The organism is Bacillus sp. V3-13, assembly GCF_002860165.1.
GTDB lineage: Bacteria > Bacillota > Bacilli > Bacillales > Cytobacillaceae > Bacillus_BJ.
In genome coordinates, this window is the sequence record NZ_PGUZ01000022.1 from 40,455 (window position 1) to 59,425 (window position 18,971).

Below are 18,971 nucleotides of genomic sequence, written 5' to 3' on the forward strand. Positions count from 1 at the left end.
CCCCTTTATTCATGCACTGAAAATTGTTTTAAGAAACGGTTGTCATTCGTATAGAAATGGCGGATATCGTCAACGCCATATTTCAGCATCGCAATCCGTTCAATCCCCAATCCGAATGCAAAGCCCGTATATTTCTTTGAATCGTAGCCGGCCATTTCAAGCACATTTGGATGAACCATTCCGGCACCGAGAATTTCGATCCAGCCTGTCTCTTTACAAACACCGCAGCCATGGCCTCCGCAAAATTTGCAGGATATATCCATTTCCACAGACGGTTCTGTAAACGGGAAAAAGCTCGGGCGCAAACGAATTTCACGGTCTTCGCCAAATAATTTCTTCGCAAATAGATCCAATGTTCCTTTCAGGTCACTCAAGCGAATGTTTTCATCAACGACAAGTCCTTCAATTTGCATAAATTGATGCGAATGCGTCGCATCATCATTATCACGCCGGTACACTTTTCCGGGACAGATAATTTTAACCGGGCCTTTTCCTTGATTTTTTTCCATTGTCCGGGCCTGTACACCGGATGTGTGGGTACGAAGCAAAATATCTTCTGAAATATAGTAGGAGTCCTGCATATCCCTTGCCGGATGTCCTTTAGGGAAGTTTAAGGCTTCAAAATTGTAGTAATCCTGTTCCACTTCCGGGCCTTCAGCGACTGCATAGCCCATCCCCAGAAACAAATCTTCAATTTCCTCGACGATCCTTGTCAGCGGATGATGGTTGCCCACCTTCACGGGACGGCCTGGCAATGTCACATCGATTGTTTCTGAAGCAAGCTGCTCGAGAACAGCTGCTTCTTCGAGCAGTTGCTGTTTTGCTTCAATGGCAGCTGTAATCGCATCGCGCACTTCGTTAGCAAGTGCGCCCATTTTCGGGCGTTCTTCCGGCGATAATTTTCCCATTCCTTTCAGTACTTCGGTGATCGGGCCTTTCTTGCCCAAATAAGCAACGCGGATGTCGTTAAGTTCTTTCAAACCTGCTGCATTTTCCACCTTGTCCAGAGCTTCTGCTTGCAGCTGTTGTAAACGCTCTTGCATCTCTTTTTCCTCCTGTCGTTTTTATGGAAAAAATAAAAAACCTCAATCCCTGAAAAGGGACGAGGTTTTGAATTCGCGGTACCACCCTTGTTAACATGCATGCTAAAAACGTGCATGTTCACTTCATTGGAATAACGGCTCTCGCCGATGCACCTTTACAATCGGCCGATTGGTCCCGGTGCCAACTCCGGAGGTGAACTTCACTTAACATCTCCATAAAAATGCTTCCAGTCTGCGGCATTTTCTCCCTGAATGGTTTATGCAAGTTACTTTTCTCCATCATCGTCTTTCATTTTTGCAATTTTGCTGTTTATTATAGTATATTATTCTCCCCGTTTCAAACGGTTTTCAAAAAAAGTTTACTTTTTCAAATAATAAAGAAGAATTCCGGCTGCAACTGCGACATTTAATGATTCACTTTTCCCATGAATCGGAATAAATAAATTTTTCGCCGTTTTCTCAAGAAGATCATGATTCACGCCGCTTCCTTCATTGCCAACGAGCAATGCGAACGAATCACGGGGAGTGACCTCGGAGAAATTCACGCCGTTTTCCAGCGCAGTACCGTAAACCGGAATGTCTTGTCCCTGCAATTTTTCCAGCCATTCAAACAGGCTGGCGCGGAAAACCGGCAGGTGAAAATGGCTGCCCTGTGCGGAGCGGAGCACCTTTGGATTATAAATATCAACACTTCCGTCCCCGACGATGACCGCATCCACCCCGGCAGCATCCGCGGTTCTGATCAACGTTCCCAAATTGCCTGGATCCTGGACGGCATCAATCAGCAGGAATGTCCTGCCGGTGAAATCAGACCGTATAGCTTCTTGTTGCCGGCAAACAGCCAGCACTCCTTGAGGTGCCTCGGTATCTGAAATAGCCTTAATGATTTCAGGCGTGACGGTTGTCACCGGGATTTCACCATAATTCCACTTCTGCGGAATATCGGTATCTTCACTGACAATCAGCTCGAGCACCCGGCTATCTGCTTCCAATGCCTCTTCGACAAGGTGGAACCCTTCTGCAAGGAAGGTTCTCGTTTTATCACGTTCTTTTTTCGTCAACAGTTTTTTCCACTGCTTCACTTGTGGATTACTTAAAGAATGAATCTGTTTCAACACGATCTCCTCCGTGCCTTTATTGATAAAACGCTTGCGAGTCCGCGCTGCACGCGGACGCCGGGTCAATTCCCTAATTATAGCGTATCTCATATACATAATAAATCCTAAAGTTGAAAAGATAATAACGATACGATTTAAAAGGAGTGGTTTAAAGTGGACATTAACATACGCCATGCGGTGATTAACAATGTAACCGGAAATTCACAGGAGGAACTGGAGGATACAATCGTTGATGCGATTCAAAGCGGGGAAGAAAAGATGCTCCCCGGCCTCGGCGTCCTCTTTGAAGTCATCTGGAATCATTCTTCTGCGCAGGAAAAACGGGAAATGCTCCAGGCACTCGAAAACGGCTTAAAATAATATGAGAAAACAGCCTCCTGAAATGGCAAGGCTGTTTTGTTTATATAAACCTGTTTTACACACCCTTTCAAAACAATACATTCTCTATTAAAAAACCCCCGGCTCATTTAAGCCAGGGTATGTTGGTTCTATTCAAACGTAATTTTATTTACGGTTTCTTTGTCGAGCCTTTTAATCACTTCGACAATCAGTTTAACGGCATTTTCATAATCATCGCGGTGGAGCATGGCTGCATGCGAGTGAATATAGCGCGTTGCAATCGTGATTGCCAGCGATGGCACGCCATTATGGCTGACATGAATCGCACCGGAATCGGTACCGCCGCCTGAAATCGCATCAAACTGGTATGGAATATTCAGTTCGTCAGCGGTATCGGTCACAAGGTCGCGCAATCCTTTATGGGAGACCATCGACGCATCATACAAAATAATTTGCGGCCCTTTTCCCATTTTGCTGAGCGCTTCCTTCTCAGAGACACCCGGCGTGTCCCCGGCGATGCCGACATCGACGGCAAAGCCAACATCCGGCTCAACTGTTTGGGCAGAAGTACGGGCGCCGCGCAAGCCAACTTCCTCCTGAACGGTTCCTACGCCATAGACAACGTTCGGATGCTCTTGCCCTTTGAGTTGCCTTAAAACATCGATCGCTATCGCACAGCCGATCCGGTTATCCCAGGCTTTCGCCAGGAGCATTTTTTCATTCTTCATCACGGTAAATTCAAAGTACGGAACGGCCATATCACCAGGCTTGACACCCCATTCCAATGCTTCTTCGCGGCTTGATGCCCCGATATCGATAAACATATCTTTGATTTCGACCGGCTTCTTCCTTGCTTCCGCACTCAGAATATGAGGAGGTTTAGAACCGATGATACCGGTAACGTCGCCTTTACTTGTCACGATCGTCACACGCTGGGCCAGCATAACTTGTGACCACCAGCCTCCGACAGTCTGAAACCTTAAGAACCCTTTGTCATCAATGCTCGTAATCATAAAACCAACTTCATCAAGGTGACCGGCGACCATGATCTTCGGTCCGCCTTCCTTGCCAACTTTCCTGGCAATCAAGCTGCCCAGTCCGTCACTTGTTAATTCATCAGCATACGGAGCTATGTATTTTTTCATTACTTCGCGGACTTCACGTTCATTTCCGGGAATGCCTCTTGCATCGGTTAAATCTTTTAACATCGTCAAAGTTTCATCCAAATTAGCCATTATTTCGACTCCCTTAGTATGTAGTTTCAAACTTCATTATACTTGACCCCGTTTAATTGTACAAAAATTCTGCTAATATCCTTGCCGCTGTCTCTCGTAGTTTACTTCGTTTTTTTCAAAGTACGCCCTTTCAATCTGTTCCCCTGAAAAACCGAGCAGTCCGGCCAACTGGAGATAGTTTTCGAGCAACTGCCGGTAACCGTGCAGGCTGCAATGTTTTAGAAAATGAAGGGTATTTTCATAAACCTTTAAAAATTGCTCACTCAATATACTTTCAGCTTCAGTACGCAATGGGGCCATTTCTGCACTGTCAAAGCCGCACTCAATCCCGAGTGATAAAATAAAATGAATGCCATCCACATATTCCTCCAGGATGACGCGGTCTGGAGACGGTCCTTTTTTGCTCCAAAATTTAAAGCAGCGCGTTTCGTTCGCTAATTCGCCGATCTCAACGAGGAGGGCAAGCACTTTTTGGTTAAACAGGTCTGCATCGTGAAGCTGGTGTTCCGATTCGATGTGATTGTCAAGATTTTTTTGCATTTGAAACAGCTTTTGCCAATTCATAGCTCGTCGTTTCCCTTCCTTATTTATAATTCCCCAAAACGGGTATCCTAAAAAAATTATATCAAAACAAAAAAAGGATGAAACTTTTTTTATGTTCATCCGTAAATAAGGAAAATAATCATGGAGGGGCTTATCATGATGTGGCTTCTGCGCTTCATATTATTTGCACTTATTATCTTTATTATCTACAGGTCCTTTAAATATTTGCTGAATCCAAAGCGCAAGCTGGAGCTTGCTCATGAGCAAAAACGCTATTTTTTACTGGATGATGCCAATAATGTCCGTAAAAATTTCCTGATCACCTACAAAGGTGTCTTATTCGAAGGTGAAAAATATTTGGGAACGACCGACGATGCTTTCGAGGTTGTATCCATTTTCATTTGGCCAAAAAGTGCCGCTGCCCTGCATGGCATGACGCGGGATGATTTTCTGTTTATTGAAGAAGAGATTCATGAGATTTATCCAAACAGCAAGATCGATTGGAAAAGCCCCATCAAGGAATTTTTGAAAAAAACCCATCCCCCTGGCGAAACTATTTAATGCATGAAAAACAACGTCCAGTCGCCTGGACGTTGTTTTTCATGCAGCGATATTAAAAAATTCCTTCCATTTAATCACCGTAACTTTTTCCCGCAAAATATAGACAAGAATGGCAAGCGAAAAGAGAATAACCGCAACCATCACCGGCGTAAAACGGCTGATGAATTCACCAAAAATAGTATAAAACAATGCGAGCGGTAAATTGCTTAAAAATGAGGCTTTCGTATATTCTTGAAACGTTTTTGTTTTCTCAAGCAGGCAGAAGCTTAATAAATGATAATGAACAAACGGAATAACGCGCAAAACGGCAACCTGGCCAACCGTCAAATTGCGGTACTCACCAAACCATTTCCGCTTTACATTGGTCAACTTTCGATGGGTTCCCGGCATTTTCTCAATGAAAAAATAGAAAAATAAACTGACAAGCATGAGACCCATCAAAGAAAAGATCGTCCCCCACACAGTCCCGAACAGAATCCCGCCAGCCGCACAGACAACGACAACCGGAATAAACAGGAACTGTCGCAATAAATGAAAAGCAATAAAGGCAAGCGGTGCAAAAATCCCTCCTGTCTCAATGACAACGAAAAGAAAAGACCATTTATCTTCCATGCTTTCACCCGCTTCTGCTGTTTATCTTGATGATAATTAAAGCTTATGGGCAGGACAGGAACGATATTACAAAAGATTGGAGGTGAAACCGCGGGGATTAAATGCAGGATTTTTCCACGGTAGTTGAAAATAGCCTGATCCCAATTTGGAATCAGGCTATTTTCTACTGACAAATTACTGGATAGCTTGGACCACAAGAAACGCCTCAATAAGCGCGAGCAGCGGCAAGCCGAACTTAAACTGCAAATGCTTTGTCTTATGCCTGAACATATACATTCCGGCCGTCATACCGAAAGCTCCGCCAAGAACAGCCCAAGTCCATAAAGTTTTTTCGCTGATTCGATATTCGCCTTTTTGGGCCCGCCTTTTATCATTCCCCATTAAAAACAGTCCAATGATATTAACTCCCAACAACGCAACTAACCAAAAATTTTCCATCCGATATACTCCTAAAAAATGAAAAGCCATCCTCCTTAGAGAATGGCTTGAAAATGACTGGATGTCAATCATTATTTACTCAATTGCTGCTTTGCAGCGTTTGCCAGTTCAGCAAATGCTTTGTCGTCGCTAACAGCCAGTTCAGCAAGCATTTTGCGGTTTACTTCGATGCCTGCAAGCTTTAAACCGTGCATTAAACGGCTGTAAGAAAGGCCGTTAATACGGGCAGCTGCATTGATACGAGTAATCCAAAGTTTGCGGAAGTCGCGCTTTTTCTGGCGACGATCGCGGAATGCATACATTAGAGATTTCATTACTTGTTGGTTGGCAACTTTATATAATGTATGTTTTGAACCATAATAACCTTTGGCTAATTTAAGAACTTTTTTACGACGTTTGCGGGTAACTGTACCGCCTTTTACACGTGGCATTTATTTTCCCTCCTATTTTCGGAAATTACTTAATGTTGTCCAATAAATGACGAATGCGTTTGAAATCGCCTTTGGAAACAAGAGTTGCTTTGCGAAGTTTACGCTTTGCTTTTGTAGATTTATTCGCGAATAAGTGGCTTGTATAAGCGTGAGAACGTTTTAGTTTACCAGATCCAGTTTTCTTGAAACGCTTGGCAGCGCCACGGTGTGTTTTCATTTTTGGCATTTGGGATTCCTCCTCTTTACTTGTCGTTTTTAGGTGCAAGGACCATGAACATGCTGCGGCCGTCCATTTTTGGATGCGATTCAACCGTTGCAACTTCAGTGCAAGCTTCTGCAAAACGAATTAGGACTCGCTGGCCGATTTCCTTGTGCGTAATCGCACGTCCTTTGAAGCGGATCGATGCTTTTACTTTATCGCCTTTTTCAAGGAATTTTATAGCATTGCGAAGCTTTGTATTAAAATCATGTTCATCAATGGTCGGGCTTAAACGAACTTCTTTGATATTAATAATTTTTTGGTTTTTGCGGGCTTCTTTTTCTTTCTTCTGCTGCTCGAACTTGAACTTTCCATAGTCCATAATGCGGGCTACAGGAGGTTTTGCATTCGGTGCAACAAGAACGACATCAAGATTTACGCGCGTAGCAATTTCGAGTGCTTCATTCTTTGATTTAATTCCCAATTGCTCACCATTTTGGTCAATGAGACGAACTTCACGGGCGCGAATGCCCTCGTTTACCAACATGTCTTTGCTAATAGTTAAACACCTCCAGGGTTTTATAACGAATACAAACATTTGGGTCAAGAATTATCCATGATCTCACTTCAACCGAATCCCGGAACTTTGGCGCATCGGTAAGTTACTGCAGCACGGGCTGCCGGCTCGTGTTTTTACAAATAAAAAAGTGCAGGTGAACACACCCACACTTACGAATTCAGTAAGAAACAAAAAGTTTCACGTAAGACCTGCCAACTGCATAAGCGTCAATCAGGTGAGAAGCGGGTGCTTCTTCTTTTCCTCAAAGTCGTATTCAATTTACCTAAATAACTATAACAAATTCATCTAAGAATGTCAAATGTGCTGCTATTTTTAGCAACAAAAAGTATCTTACCAAAATTGAAGTGAGCTTGCAAGGGTTTTTGAAAAAAATCTGGCCAACTAGAGTGTTTAATTGCACATTGTACTCCCTATCATAGGATGTTGATAGTAAAATTACGGGTCCCCCGCTTAACCAAAAACCGCTTGAAAATCCGCAAAACCCGAATTAAGCGGAAATTCACAGGAATTAAGCGATTGCTCACATTAATTAAGCGAAAGAAACGACCGGGGAATTAAGCGTTTATTCCAATAATTAAGCGGAAATCGCTATTAATTAGGTGAAACTTAACACGCTCATACAAAAAGAGACGCTGCAAACACACGACAGCATCTCTTATTGAAACCACTTTTACAGCTTCACTTCCGCCTTCAAATCTTCAACAAAGCGGTCAAAGGCAACCGTTTCAGACTTTTGTTCGCCATACTTGCGGACGTTGACTGCCTTTTCTTCGACTTCTTTATCGCCGACTACGAGCATGTAAGGAATTTTTTGCATTTGCGCTTCACGGATTTTGTAGCCGATTTTTTCATTGCGTTCGTCAAGCTCAACGCGAAAGCCTTCTGCCTGCAGCTGCTCCTGTACCTGCTTGGCATATTCGAAATGAATATCCGGGGATACTGGAATGACCTGGACTTGGACAGGTGCGAGCCATGTTGGGAAAGCTCCTTTATATTCTTCGATTAAGAAGGCAACAAAGCGTTCCATTGTCGAAACGACCCCGCGGTGGATCACAACCGGGCGGTGCTGCTTTCCATCCTCGCCAATATAAGAAAGATCAAAGCGTTCAGGCAGCAAGAAATCCAACTGGACAGTCGATAAAGTTTCATCTTTGCCAAGTGCTGTTTTTACTTGTACGTCCAATTTAGGCCCGTAGAATGCAGCTTCGCCTTCAGCTTCGAAGTAATCGACGCCGAGGTCATCCATCGCTTCTTTCAGCATTGACTGGGCTTTTTCCCACATTTGATCGTCATCAAAATATTTCTCGGTGTCCGCTGGATCCCGGTATGATAGCCGGAACGAATAATCGCTGATATTAAAGTCCTTGTAAACCTCCAGCACCAACCGGACAACCCGTATAAATTCGTCTTTAATCTGGTCGGGACGGACAAAGATATGAGCATCATTTAATGTCATCCCCCGGACGCGCTGCAGGCCGGACAATGCTCCGGACATTTCGTAGCGGTGCATCGTGCCCAGTTCGGCAATGCGTATTGGCAGCTCACGGTAGCTGTGGATGGCATTTTTATAAATCATCATATGGTGCGGACAGTTCATCGGCCGCAGCACAAGCTGCTCATTGTCCATATCCATGACAGGGAACATATCTTCTTGATAATGATCCCAATGGCCGGAAGTTTTATAAAGGTCGACGCTGCCCATGATCGGAGTGTAAACATGATCATAACCTAAACGTTGTTCTTTATCGACAATATAGCGTTCGATAATCCGGCGGATGGTCGCTCCTTTTGGCAGCCATAGCGGCAAGCCCTGGCCGACCAGCTGCGAGTGAGTAAATAAATTCAACTCTTTGCCCAGCTTGCGGTGATCGCGCTCTTTTGCTTCTTCCAACAGTCGCAAATGCTCCTGAAGGTCTTCCTTTTTAAAGAACGCAGTTCCGTATATGCGCTGGAGCATCTTATTGTCGCTGTTTCCTCGCCAATACGCACCGGCAATGCTCAGCAGTTTGAACTCTTTCAGCTTGCCGGTCGATGAAACATGCACGCCGCGGCAAAGATCGAAAAATTCGCCCTGTTCATAAATGGTCACAGTTTCATGCTCGGGGATCGCCTCAATCAGCTCCAGCTTATATTCGTCATCAATTTCTTTAAAGAGCTGAACAGCCTCATTGCGGCTTACTTCCCTGCGGACAATTTCAAGGTTCTCATTGACGATCTTCGCCATTTCTTTTTCAATCAACGGCAAATCCTCGGGTGTTAACGATGTCTCCATATCAATATCATAGTAAAAGCCGCCTTCAATAACCGGTCCGACGCCGAGTTTGACATTTTTATAGAGGCGCTTGATTGCCTGCGCCATTAAATGCGCAGTACTGTGCCGCAGAATTTCAAGCGCGTCCTCGCTGTCCGGTGTGACAATTTCAATTGCCCCATCTTCCTCGATTGGGCGGCGAAGATCATATAATTGGCCATTGACTTTGCCGGCAATCGCTTTTTTCTTCAGTCCGGGACTGATTGAAGCAGCAACTTCTTCGGTTGTCGTCCCTTTGGAAAACTCCTTTACGGCACCATCAGGAAAGGTTAATTTCACAACATCTGACATGACTCTTCCTCCTTTTCTAAAATGCGTTAGCGTCTGCTCAGCATATCGTCCAGTAAAGTCGTTTCCAACAAATTGACAGGACGCAGCTAAACGCTGGAACAGGGTTTAGGCCATTCCCAAACGCTAGCTGTGTAAAAATAAAAAAACCCATCCCTGCAACAGGGACGAGTTTTATACACGCGGTTCCACCCAATTTTCATATTTTCAGCAAATGAAAATATATCTCTGGTAAAATAACGGTTTTAGCCGTCAGCCAATACTTTTTGAATATAGGAAAGCTTCCCGATCATGTTCATGGCCGAAGTTCCGAGGCGGTAAGCATCAGGCCCGTGTTGGGAAGATTGCAGCCATGTCTTCCCTCTCTGGCAACCGTAACCAAATACCCTTGTCCTCATCATCACTTTTATGAATGATTTTATGTACGTTATTATAGAGGGTATTTTTTTGAAAAGCAAGGGGTTCCTATTACATTTTTTCTTCAGCCGTATAAGGCAGGAAGTTTTTCCGTTCATAAAAGTCGGCGACTGCATGAATCGTAACCCTTTCCTCAAATATGTTGCAAATCGTGCGGATTAACGGCTGGTCACGATCTTCCGTGTAAAGAAAGATCATCGATGGCGCAATCGAAAGCAATGGCGCAATCGTGACTGAATCTACATAAACCGGATGATTAAAGAGCAGCTTCCGGTCGATCATTCTGACGAGGTCGGCCCGCTTGATTTCATAAAAATGCTCGTCAAAAAAAGTGGAGCCGTCGTTGATAAGCAGGTGAAGCTGGCGAATTTTCATCTCCCGTTCAGCCAAAAAATCTCTTAATGTCTGAATAAAGATTTGGTACTCCTGCTCCATTTTGTATTCATCGATGGAAATTTCCACGTACTTCTCAAGACAGTCCAGATAGGGCCTGAGCCGAAACTTTACAAAAGAATCGAATGAAAAGGATAAATTTTTTTGAAAAAGGTCATCCATTGCCTCCTTCAATATATTTTCCTCGTTCATATCCTTAACCAGGGCCGCGAGCTCTTCACGGTTCCCTTCCAAAATCGAATAAATAATTTCCAGGATTTGCTGCTGTTCCTCAGCGTCAGCATAAAAATATTTTTCTGCTAAAATCGTCCGGAACCATTGTTCCCGTTTCCAATAAATCATAAATTCATAGAAAGCCTGTTTCACATCCGCTAAAATGATGTCCGTATTCGCTTCTGCCGTTAGCTTAATTATATGAGGATCTTCAAAAAGAAGATTTATTTTTCCGGACCCGGAGGATAAATGCCGCTGTAAATATGTAATAAGTCCTTTTGCATCCTCTTGTTTTTGGAAGATGATCTCAAACAACCAAATCCCCCCTATATCAAAATCTCTAATTTCATGTATATGGGGAACAGGGACAAAATAGAAGCAAGCACGCCGAAAGTCCTTTTGATTTTCCTGAGGCTTGGGAATAGAAAAAACCACCTGAAACAGGTGGTTGGGTACGTTATTTTCTTCGGTTTTCACCGTCAAGCATAATCGGTTCAGCCAAAAATCTGATGCGCTCCATAATCCGGCGCGCTTTCATTTTTTCTTCCTCACCGCGCTGGCTGTATGTTAAATGATGTTCAAGCCCCTCGAAGTCAAAATTGGATGTAAAGAAGGTTGGCAGGTTTTCGGACATGCGATATTGCAGGATCGGACCAAGAACCTCGTCCCTGACCCAGCTCGACATCGTTTCAGCGCCAATATCATCAAGCATCAGAATCGGCTGCTTCTTGATCGTTTCAATCTTCTCATTTAAAGTCGAATCGGCAATCGAATTTTTCATTTCTCTTAATAATTCAGGCACAAACACGATCATTGAGGAGAATTTTTTGGCGGCCAGTTCATTGGCAATTGCTCCTAACAGGAATGATTTTCCGACTCCAAATTCTCCAAATAAATATAAACCTTTTACTTTTTCCCCGGATTGATAGGCTGCGATAAAGTCTCCCGCTTTTTCAAGAGCTGTATAACGGCCTGGATTATCTTCTTTCAGATCAAAATCACTAAAGGAAACTTGTAAAATATCTTTTGGAAAATACATGCTTTTAATCAGCTTTTCATTCTTGCGCTTTTCATCCTCCATCACCTTTCTCGGGCAGCGGTCATAGTGGATATCGATCGCATTTCTTTGGATGACCAGTTTGGGATGGTACCCCTTCATGTAATTAATACAGCCGTCAAGGCTCGGGCACCGATTGCATTCTTTGCTTTGATCCGCGTATTCAAGCAATTTTCCCATGCTTCTTTCAACCATGCCATCGTCCACTTCATCTCTATGCTCGCTGAGAAAAGCGTGAACCTCGGGATTTTTCATAATTTTTTCCCGCATAAGGGTGTAGCGTTTTTGAAAACCTTCATTTCCGGCAAGCCTTTTGATCGTCTGGTTAATTTTCTCCACGTTCGTTCACCTCCTACGTCCTCAGCTTTTTCAGCTTCTCTTCAAGTGCACGTTTTTTCTCTTCAAAGTTCGGAATAACTGCCGGTTTCTCTTTTGGTGCAGACGGACTATCATTTTCCTTGAACCAATCAGGCAATTTTTCCGTCCGGATCGGCTTCCGCCTCGTTTGGGCCCCCTGGCCGGCCGTTTTTTTGCTATCAGCCCATTCCTGATACTGGCGGTGTTCGCTGATGGCCAGCTCCATCGCTTCTTTTACAGTCTTTATTTTTTTCCTTGCCCAGTGGCTGGCAATTTTCTCGATGTAGCCCTTTGTCAGCTTCATGTTTGTTTTCAGCAGCACATATTGGATCAGCACATTCGTAACACCAGGAAGAAGTTTTTGCTGAAACATTACTTCTTCGATAATTTGCAAATCGGTTTTCGTCGGTTCAGCCCCGCCGGAAATATCCTTCAACAATTGGCGGGGGGAAGTCGTTTCAAGATAGTGGACGAGCTGCTCTTCTTGCGTTTTCGGTTCAGCAGCTGCTGTCAAATGGACAGCAGGCTGAAGCCGGTCAACAAGTGACGGCAGCTTGTCCTGATGTTCAAACTGGTACCAGTCGCGCGCGGCCTTGCGCAATTCTTCAATGTCGATTTCATCCTCCGCCGTTACTGCGCTGAGGATAATGCTTTTCATTTGAATCGGATCGATACCGTACAGAAACGACAGATTGCTGACCGCTTCTTTCACTTTTTTGTTCAACGCTTTTTTCGGCACTAACGATTCCTGTAATCCAGCAGTCAACAATTCAAAATTGAAAAACTCTGTATCTATTTGAATGCCGTTTTGTTCAGCCCGGCCTATGAAAACCTGGCCATTTTCGGCGCTGAGGCTCCTGGCGGTTTCCTCATCATGCTGCAGGGAAGCCTCTGATGCAGAGGCATAGACATCCTGAAACGCCCTTGTGATGTTCTTGTATTCTTCATGGTCAGGCAGCTTCCGGTCACTGAAAAACCTTTTTAAGCGCGCAAACTGATTTTTACCGATTTTTCTATATAAGTAGATATTGAGCATTCCATCAAGGAAGAATTGCTCCGGATTCAAAGGGGGCTGAAGCTCGTAAATAAACTCCCTGCTGTCATTTTCAGAGCGGACATAGCTTTTAAGCAAGCCAATCCCTTCAAGCTTGAGCCTCGCTTCATAAATATCCCTGAGGCCCATCCCCATGATCGTCATTAACCCGTGATGGGACTGGGACTCAGACCAGATCCGGTTTTCTTCGAGTTCACCCCATAAAGTCAGGTAAAGACTGAAGCACGCCGAACCAATGAGCGGCTGGTATAAAAATGTTAATACTTTCCGGTCGAAGTCATGAAGCAGGCCATTTGCCCTTACAACATAACGGTCAACCGGTAAAAGCTCTTGCCAATGCTGGACCATAACCTTCAACCTTTCAAAAATAATACGAAAGTATCCCAGCTAAGATAAACTGGAGACCGTACGTCAACACACCCCACTTATAAGCTTTAAAAAAGAGCTAAAGGGTTCCTTCAGCTCGTTATGACTGCTCCCGTTTGATTAGTTCTTTTAATTCCTCGATAAATACATTGATATCTTTAAATTGCCGATAGACTGAAGCAAACCGGACATAGGCCACCTCATCGACATCTGCAAGCCTGTCCATCACCATTTCACCGATCACTTCGCTCTTTATTTCAGATACGCCCCGGCTTCGCAGCTCTTTTTCGACATCATGGGCAATCTCCTCCAGCTGCTGGAGCTCGACCGGCCGCTTTTCACATGCCTTGATAAGGCCGCGCAGCATCTTTTCACGGCTGAATTCTTCTCGTGTTCCTTCTTTTTTCACAACAACAAGCGGAATTTCTTCCACTTTTTCAAATGTGGTAAACCGATAACCGCAAGCCTCACATTCCCGCCTTCTCCGAATCGAACGACTGTCATCAACGGGCCGGGAATCCAAAACACGCGTGCTGTTATTTTGGCAGGAAGGACATCTCATACAATCAGCTCCGAATTCTCCAATAATTTTATAATGGCTCTTAATAATATCTTATAGAAAAGGAGTTGTCAGAACAAGTACCACTTACTCGGCATGCTTTCCTGATCCGATATATGTAAACCTTTCGTCAAACTTTTTATAGAAGGATAGCAGCTTGCTTTTCAGGGCGCCGTGAATTCCTGCCAATGAAAATTTTTCGGTCGAAATATTCATATCAATCGCTGTTTCGTAAGGCTTTACCGTTATGATCGTTACGATTAAAAATGCCGGGACATTCCCTTTTACTTCAACAGCGATCTCCCCATGCTCTTTGGAGGCGCTTGTAACCCTGCAGTTGCTGTCACCTTTGAATATTTCTTCAGCCGCCTGGAACACTTGATTAAAGCTGCCCTTATAATAGCGCGTCTTTAAATCGCTGTCCGGATGGTTTTCCTTCGTTTCGCATTGCTTGCTGTATCTTGTTGTAAGAGCGCGAAAAAATGACATCGTCATTCCCACCTTTAATCGTTTTCTATTAGTTTACAATATTATTCAGGAAATTAAAAAAGAGGTGTATGACATACACCTCTTGCCTGCAAATTCCAGTTTATAGAGCTTTCGCTTCTGCTTGTTTTACTTGTACAGGACCCATCCCGCGAGGAATCTCGATATTCTCGCGTGTTTGAGCTCCTAACGCTTCTGCAATATAATCTGCAGCAATGTTAGGATCCAGATCGCCGCATGTATACACATCAATGCTGGCATATCCGTGTTCAGGGAAGCTGTGTATTGTTAAATGTGATTCAGAAATAATCACGACACCGCTAACGCCCTGTGGTGCGAACTTATGAAATGCAACTTCACGAATTTCAGCACCGGATTTTAATGCTGCACCCACAAATGTTTGCTCAATTAATTCCATATCATTTAATTTTTCGAAATCGCAACCCCATAGTTCTGAAATCACATGACGACCCATAGTTTCCATATTCAGTTTCCCCCTTAAGCTTTTTCGCTTCCTTCATGAAATGACATATAAAGCGGCATCTTTTAACTACCACGGGGGAAAGTTAGTCCAAAGAGGTCCTAACCCTTTAAGTAGCCATCAGTACCATATTTCAAGAAGTTCACGAGGAATAGTATACTTTGTTTATATTTTTTTTGCAACATATCAATTTAAAAAAATAAATGATGAATTTTCGCGAAACGATTGCCGCATTTTTCTAGTAGATTGGACAAAAAAAGCATACTATTAAGAAAAGCGCAAGCGCCTTGGTCAGCCCCGACAAGCGCTGGAGGGCCTGACAGTGAAGTCGCTTTTTGACTTCATTGGCAGGACCGAAGCGACTCGAGGGGCTAGGCGCTGGAGCTGGACATCGAAACGCCCAACTATATTTAGAAACGTTTATACTTTCCTATAGCTTAAAAAAAGCTTGCCGCATGAAATCGGCAAGCTTTTTCCACCTGTTTTAATTGGCGACCTTAACTGCGGATGCACTCATCATTTCCCGGGCAACCAATTTGGCAAGGTCTACAACCCGGCACGAATAACCCCATTCGTTATCATACCAGGCAAGAACCTTCACCTTGTTAGCCCCGATCACCATCGTTGACAGGCCATCAATGATTGCTGAATGGGCATTCGTATTAAAGTCGATCGAGACAAGCGGTTCTTCAGTTACGTCGAGTATTCCCTTTAAAGAGCCGTTAGAAGCGGTAATGAAAGCATCATTGATCTCGTCCACCGTTACTTCCCGTTTTAAATCAACCACTAAATCAACGAGAGATACATTCGGTGTTGGAACGCGAAGCGCCATTCCATGCAGCTTTCCCTTCAATTGCGGCAGGACGAGCGATAAGGCTTTGGCTGCTCCCGTTGAGGTCGGGATGATCGATTGCCCGCATGCCCTGGCACGGCGCAAATCTTTATGTGGATTATCGATATTTTTTTGATCGTTTGTATAAGCATGGACGGTTGTCATTAAGCCGTTATCAATTCCAAACTTTTCATCGAGAACTTTGGCGACCGGGGCCAAACAGTTTGTCGTGCAGGAGGCATTTGAAATGATATCGTGCTTGTCGATATTTAATGCGCTTTCATTGACTCCCATCACGATCGTAATATCTTCATTCTTTCCCGGAGCTGTCAAAATGACTTTCTTGGCGCCTGCTTCAAGGTGCAGGGCAGCTTTCTCCCTTGAATTGAATTTTCCTGTCGCCTCAATGACAATATCGATGTCCATTTCTTTCCACGGCAGCTCGCGCGGATCCCTGCTGCTCAATAATTTTACGCGTTTTCCGTTCACGTTTAGTGAATTTTCTTCCGGGAAAACATCGCCTGTAAATTTCCCATGGTTCGTGTCATATTTTATTAAATGGGCCAACGTCTCCGGCGGATAGCTGGCATTGATGGCCACAATCTCAATGTTTTTTTCAAGAATAGCTTTTCTGAATACCATTCGTCCAATTCTTCCAAAACCGTTAATCGCAATTCTTGCCTTCATATTACGGCTCCTTCCGCATTAGTGTTATACTTATTAAGGGATTTAACTGCTAATAGTATAACATATTAGATTAGATTTGTGATCTTTTTAATGCGGAAATTTTAACATGTTTTCCAATTTAAAAATCGTAATAACAATTATGACACAACAAAGGAGAGGGAACATTGCCTCTCCTTTACTTTTTATAGCCCCAATTTTTCAAAATCTGCATAAGCTGTTTTCTTGTTTCTTCAATTGTCCCATTATTATTGATGACGGCATCGGCAAGATTCACTTTTTCTTTTAGCGGCATTTGCGCATGGATTCGCGCCAGCGCTTCTTGCTCAGAAAAAAAGTTTCGCTTCATCAGCCTTGCTAATTGGACATCCGGATCGGTATAGACAAGAAGCACCCTGTCAACGAGGTTCGTTAATTTGCTTTCAAATAAAAGCGGGATATCCATCACGATGAGCTGTTCCCCATTTGCCAGTGCTTTTTCCCTTTTCACAGCCATCCGTTCGCGGACAGCCGGGTGAACGATACGATTTAAAACGAGCCGCTTTTCTTCATCATTGAAAATAATCGTTCCCAGCTTGCCGCGATCAATTTCGAGATCGGCAGCGAGGATGTCAGTTCCAAAATAATCGACAATTTCCGTGTACGCACGCTCGCCTCTTTGGACAGCCGCACGCGCTTCTGCATCCGCATCGATTACGGTTATTCCCATTTCTTTCAGCATGTTCGCAACCGTGCTCTTCCCGCTCGCGATGCCGCCTGTTAATCCTGCAACGAGTGCCATGGCATATTCCTTTCTATCGGTTCACATTTTCCAGATTCCGATCATGATCAGAAGAATTCCGGGGATAAACGAAAATTTTTGCAGCCAGCCGTATGTTGAAAACATCGAACCTGTTCTCATCCCGATGAAAACAAACAAAGAGCTCATAATCGCGACTGTAACAGCAAGGTACAGCGGGGAAAAATCGAGCATTGCCGCGCCGGCCCCTGCACCGAATGCATCAAAAGACAGCGCAAGCCCAAGCAGCACAGCTTCAATTCCGGTAATCGTTCCCGATTTGTCAAGATCGGCTGACATCGGCTTGCGCAAAATATTGACAGCCAGTCCCAACGATTTAATTTCAAAGTTGACAATTGTTTTTTCTTCGAGTGCTCCATCTTTTGTTTTTGCCGGGCGGAATACTTGAAATAAAATCCACGCCCCCAATAGTACAAATATCAACCCTCCAATGCGATCCGCCGCAGCTGCCGATAATAAGGCTGATAAAATATGCCCTACTGCCATCGCAGCCATTAAAGAAGCGGCCGAGCAACAGGCAATGATGAGAATGGATTTAAACGGAATCCGCATTTTTCTGAGCCCGTACGTAAAGCCAACACTAAAACTGTCAAGACTGACAGCAAATGCCAATAATAGAAGTGAGATCGTCTGCGCCATTGGTAGAGCCCCTTCCTGTCAAACGCTACGATAGTATATGGAAGGAGCCCATCCAATGTGAAGCGGCGGGCAGTATCTTTAGTATTTGCTTTTTAATGAGCAAAAGCTATTTCTGGCATTGCGGGCAATAATGCGTACCCCTTCCGCCGACAACGATTTTCTCGAGCGGAAGGCCGCAATGTTTACATGGTTCATTTTTTCGTCCGTAAACAAAAAGCTCCAATTGAAACATCCCCATTTCTCCCTGCGAGTTCACATAAGAGCGAACCGTGCTTCCGCCTTTTTCAACGGCCTCTGTCAATGTCGCGATAATTTCTTTGTACAGGGTCTCCAGCTCTTCGTTTGAAAGGGAAGCGGCAAGCCGTTCCGGATGGATTCCGGCTCTGAATAATGCTTCATCGACATAAATATTGCCAAGCCCAACGACGATCGATTGGTCGAGAAGGGCTGTTTTAATTTTTCTGTTTGTTTTCGTCAGCTTCCCACGCAAAAGCTCCAAAGTAAAAGCTTCATCAAAAGGCTCCGGCCCTAGCTGAAGGAGCGGCGGTGAGAGGAATTCTTCGCCTTTTTTGAACAAGTGCATCGTTCCGAACTTGCGGACATCCCGGTACCGAAGTTCTGTGCCATCGGTAAAATGGAAAATCGCATGGGTATGCTTATCCACAACGTCTGCCTTATTAAAAAGGGCGTAGCGCCCCTCCATTCGCAAATGCGAAACAAGCGCATAATCATTCGTATAAAAAATTAAAAACTTTCCCCGTCTGCCAATCTCGATGATGCGCTGCCCTTTAAGGGCATCTGCGAATTGCGCAGCTTCATCAGGGAGTTTAATGATCTTTGGCCAAAAAACGGTGACGTGTTCAATCTCTTTCTGAAGCACTAAGTTTGTTAATGTTCTTCTGACTGTTTCTACCTCAGGAAGCTCCGGCATATTCT

The 18,971-nt window shown here is 44.1% G+C and carries 22 protein-coding genes and 3 other annotated features; of the genes, 2 read left to right on the forward strand and 20 right to left on the reverse strand.

Annotation, left to right across the window (positions count from 1 at the left end):
* Positions 1 to 5: 5 nt before the first annotated feature.
* Positions 6 to 1,043, reverse strand: a complete 1,038-nt coding sequence (gene pheS / locus CU633_RS08800; RefSeq protein ID WP_101659514.1) for a phenylalanine--tRNA ligase subunit alpha — start codon at positions 1,041 to 1,043, stop codon at positions 6 to 8.
* A gap of 52 nt (positions 1,044 to 1,095) precedes the next feature.
* Positions 1,096 to 1,335 (reverse strand) — a binding site (T-box leader).
* A gap of 67 nt (positions 1,336 to 1,402) precedes the next feature.
* On the reverse strand, positions 1,403 to 2,158 hold the full coding sequence (locus CU633_RS08805; protein WP_101659515.1) for a TrmH family RNA methyltransferase: 756 nt from the start codon (positions 2,156 to 2,158) through the stop codon (positions 1,403 to 1,405).
* A gap of 156 nt (positions 2,159 to 2,314) precedes the next feature.
* Between CU633_RS08805 and sspI the strand changes: the two genes are divergently transcribed.
* Positions 2,315 to 2,521 carry a small acid-soluble spore protein SspI gene (gene sspI, locus CU633_RS08810; RefSeq protein ID WP_101659516.1) on the forward strand — a complete coding sequence of 69 codons (207 nt, stop codon included), beginning with the start codon at positions 2,315 to 2,317 and terminating at the stop codon, positions 2,519 to 2,521.
* Between the two features lie 128 nt (positions 2,522 to 2,649).
* Here the strand turns inward: sspI and CU633_RS08815 are convergent, their stop codons facing one another.
* Positions 2,650 to 3,735, reverse strand: coding sequence for a M42 family metallopeptidase (locus CU633_RS08815; protein WP_101659519.1), 1,086 nt, complete (start codon positions 3,733 to 3,735; stop codon positions 2,650 to 2,652).
* A gap of 72 nt (positions 3,736 to 3,807) precedes the next feature.
* Complete coding sequence (locus CU633_RS08820; protein ID WP_101659520.1) at positions 3,808 to 4,299, reverse strand: dUTP diphosphatase; 492 nt, start codon at positions 4,297 to 4,299, stop codon at positions 3,808 to 3,810.
* 135 nt (positions 4,300 to 4,434) lie between these two features.
* On the opposite strand from CU633_RS08820, the gene CU633_RS08825 reads away from it, so the two are divergent.
* Positions 4,435 to 4,839 carry a sigma-w pathway protein ysdB gene (locus CU633_RS08825; protein WP_101659522.1) on the forward strand — a complete coding sequence of 135 codons (405 nt, stop codon included), beginning with the start codon at positions 4,435 to 4,437 and terminating at the stop codon, positions 4,837 to 4,839.
* Positions 4,840 to 4,878: 39 nt separating this feature from the next.
* On the opposite strand, the gene CU633_RS08830 is transcribed toward CU633_RS08825, so the two are convergent.
* From CU633_RS08830 to mutM, 16 genes are all read right to left on the reverse strand, one after another.
* Complete coding sequence (locus tag CU633_RS08830; RefSeq protein WP_101659524.1) at positions 4,879 to 5,451, reverse strand: TVP38/TMEM64 family protein; 573 nt, start codon at positions 5,449 to 5,451, stop codon at positions 4,879 to 4,881.
* Positions 5,452 to 5,625: 174 nt separating this feature from the next.
* A complete protein-coding gene (locus CU633_RS08835; RefSeq protein ID WP_101659526.1) occupies positions 5,626 to 5,889 on the reverse strand; it encodes a DUF1294 domain-containing protein in 264 nt (87 codons plus the stop codon).
* Between the two features lie 71 nt (positions 5,890 to 5,960).
* Complete coding sequence (gene rplT / locus CU633_RS08840; RefSeq protein ID WP_101659528.1) at positions 5,961 to 6,320, reverse strand: 50S ribosomal protein L20; 360 nt, start codon at positions 6,318 to 6,320, stop codon at positions 5,961 to 5,963.
* Positions 6,321 to 6,345: 25 nt separating this feature from the next.
* Positions 6,346 to 6,546 carry a 50S ribosomal protein L35 gene (rpmI, locus tag CU633_RS08845; RefSeq protein WP_101578173.1) on the reverse strand — a complete coding sequence of 67 codons (201 nt, stop codon included), beginning with the start codon at positions 6,544 to 6,546 and terminating at the stop codon, positions 6,346 to 6,348.
* A gap of 16 nt (positions 6,547 to 6,562) precedes the next feature.
* Positions 6,563 to 7,117 (reverse strand): translation initiation factor IF-3, encoded by a 555-nt coding sequence (infC, locus tag CU633_RS08850; protein ID WP_101659530.1) that lies wholly within the window; start codon positions 7,115 to 7,117, stop codon positions 6,563 to 6,565.
* A 97-nt stretch (positions 7,118 to 7,214) separates the two neighbouring features.
* Positions 7,215 to 7,342: a sequence feature (ribosomal protein L20 leader region), on the reverse strand.
* A 427-nt stretch (positions 7,343 to 7,769) separates the two neighbouring features.
* The gene (gene thrS / locus CU633_RS08855; protein WP_101659532.1) at positions 7,770 to 9,701 is read right to left on the reverse strand and encodes a threonine--tRNA ligase; all 1,932 of its coding nucleotides are present in this window, start codon (positions 9,699 to 9,701) and stop codon (positions 7,770 to 7,772) included.
* Between the two features lie 157 nt (positions 9,702 to 9,858).
* Positions 9,859 to 10,108: a binding site (T-box leader), on the reverse strand.
* 58 nt (positions 10,109 to 10,166) lie between these two features.
* Positions 10,167 to 11,036, reverse strand: coding sequence for a putative sporulation protein YtxC (gene ytxC, locus CU633_RS08860; RefSeq protein WP_101659534.1), 870 nt, complete (start codon positions 11,034 to 11,036; stop codon positions 10,167 to 10,169).
* Positions 11,037 to 11,178: 142 nt separating this feature from the next.
* Entirely contained in the window at positions 11,179 to 12,117 is a 939-nt protein-coding gene (gene dnaI, locus CU633_RS08865) for a primosomal protein DnaI (protein ID WP_101659535.1), read from the reverse strand.
* A 13-nt stretch (positions 12,118 to 12,130) separates the two neighbouring features.
* The gene (locus CU633_RS08870) at positions 12,131 to 13,537 is read right to left on the reverse strand and encodes a replication initiation and membrane attachment family protein (protein ID WP_101659536.1); all 1,407 of its coding nucleotides are present in this window, start codon (positions 13,535 to 13,537) and stop codon (positions 12,131 to 12,133) included.
* Positions 13,538 to 13,655: 118 nt separating this feature from the next.
* Positions 13,656 to 14,117, reverse strand: coding sequence for a transcriptional regulator NrdR (nrdR, locus tag CU633_RS08875; RefSeq protein ID WP_101659537.1), 462 nt, complete (start codon positions 14,115 to 14,117; stop codon positions 13,656 to 13,658).
* Positions 14,118 to 14,201: 84 nt separating this feature from the next.
* Positions 14,202 to 14,603 (reverse strand): hypothetical protein, encoded by a 402-nt coding sequence (locus CU633_RS08880; RefSeq protein WP_101659538.1) that lies wholly within the window; start codon positions 14,601 to 14,603, stop codon positions 14,202 to 14,204.
* Positions 14,604 to 14,703: 100 nt separating this feature from the next.
* Positions 14,704 to 15,084: an adenosylmethionine decarboxylase gene (speD, locus tag CU633_RS08885; protein WP_101659539.1), complete on the reverse strand. Its 381-nt coding sequence runs from the start codon at positions 15,082 to 15,084 to the stop codon at positions 14,704 to 14,706.
* Between the two features lie 481 nt (positions 15,085 to 15,565).
* Positions 15,566 to 16,600, reverse strand: a complete 1,035-nt coding sequence (locus CU633_RS08890) for a glyceraldehyde-3-phosphate dehydrogenase (protein WP_101659540.1) — start codon at positions 16,598 to 16,600, stop codon at positions 15,566 to 15,568.
* Positions 16,601 to 16,775: 175 nt separating this feature from the next.
* Positions 16,776 to 17,378, reverse strand: coding sequence for a dephospho-CoA kinase (gene coaE, locus CU633_RS08895; protein WP_101659542.1), 603 nt, complete (start codon positions 17,376 to 17,378; stop codon positions 16,776 to 16,778).
* A 21-nt stretch (positions 17,379 to 17,399) separates the two neighbouring features.
* Positions 17,400 to 18,035, reverse strand: a complete 636-nt coding sequence (gene ytaF / locus CU633_RS08900) for a sporulation membrane protein YtaF (RefSeq protein ID WP_101659544.1) — start codon at positions 18,033 to 18,035, stop codon at positions 17,400 to 17,402.
* 106 nt (positions 18,036 to 18,141) lie between these two features.
* Entirely contained in the window at positions 18,142 to 18,966 is an 825-nt protein-coding gene (gene mutM / locus CU633_RS08905) for a DNA-formamidopyrimidine glycosylase (protein ID WP_101659546.1), read from the reverse strand.
* Between the last annotated feature and the right edge of the window lie 5 nt (positions 18,967 to 18,971).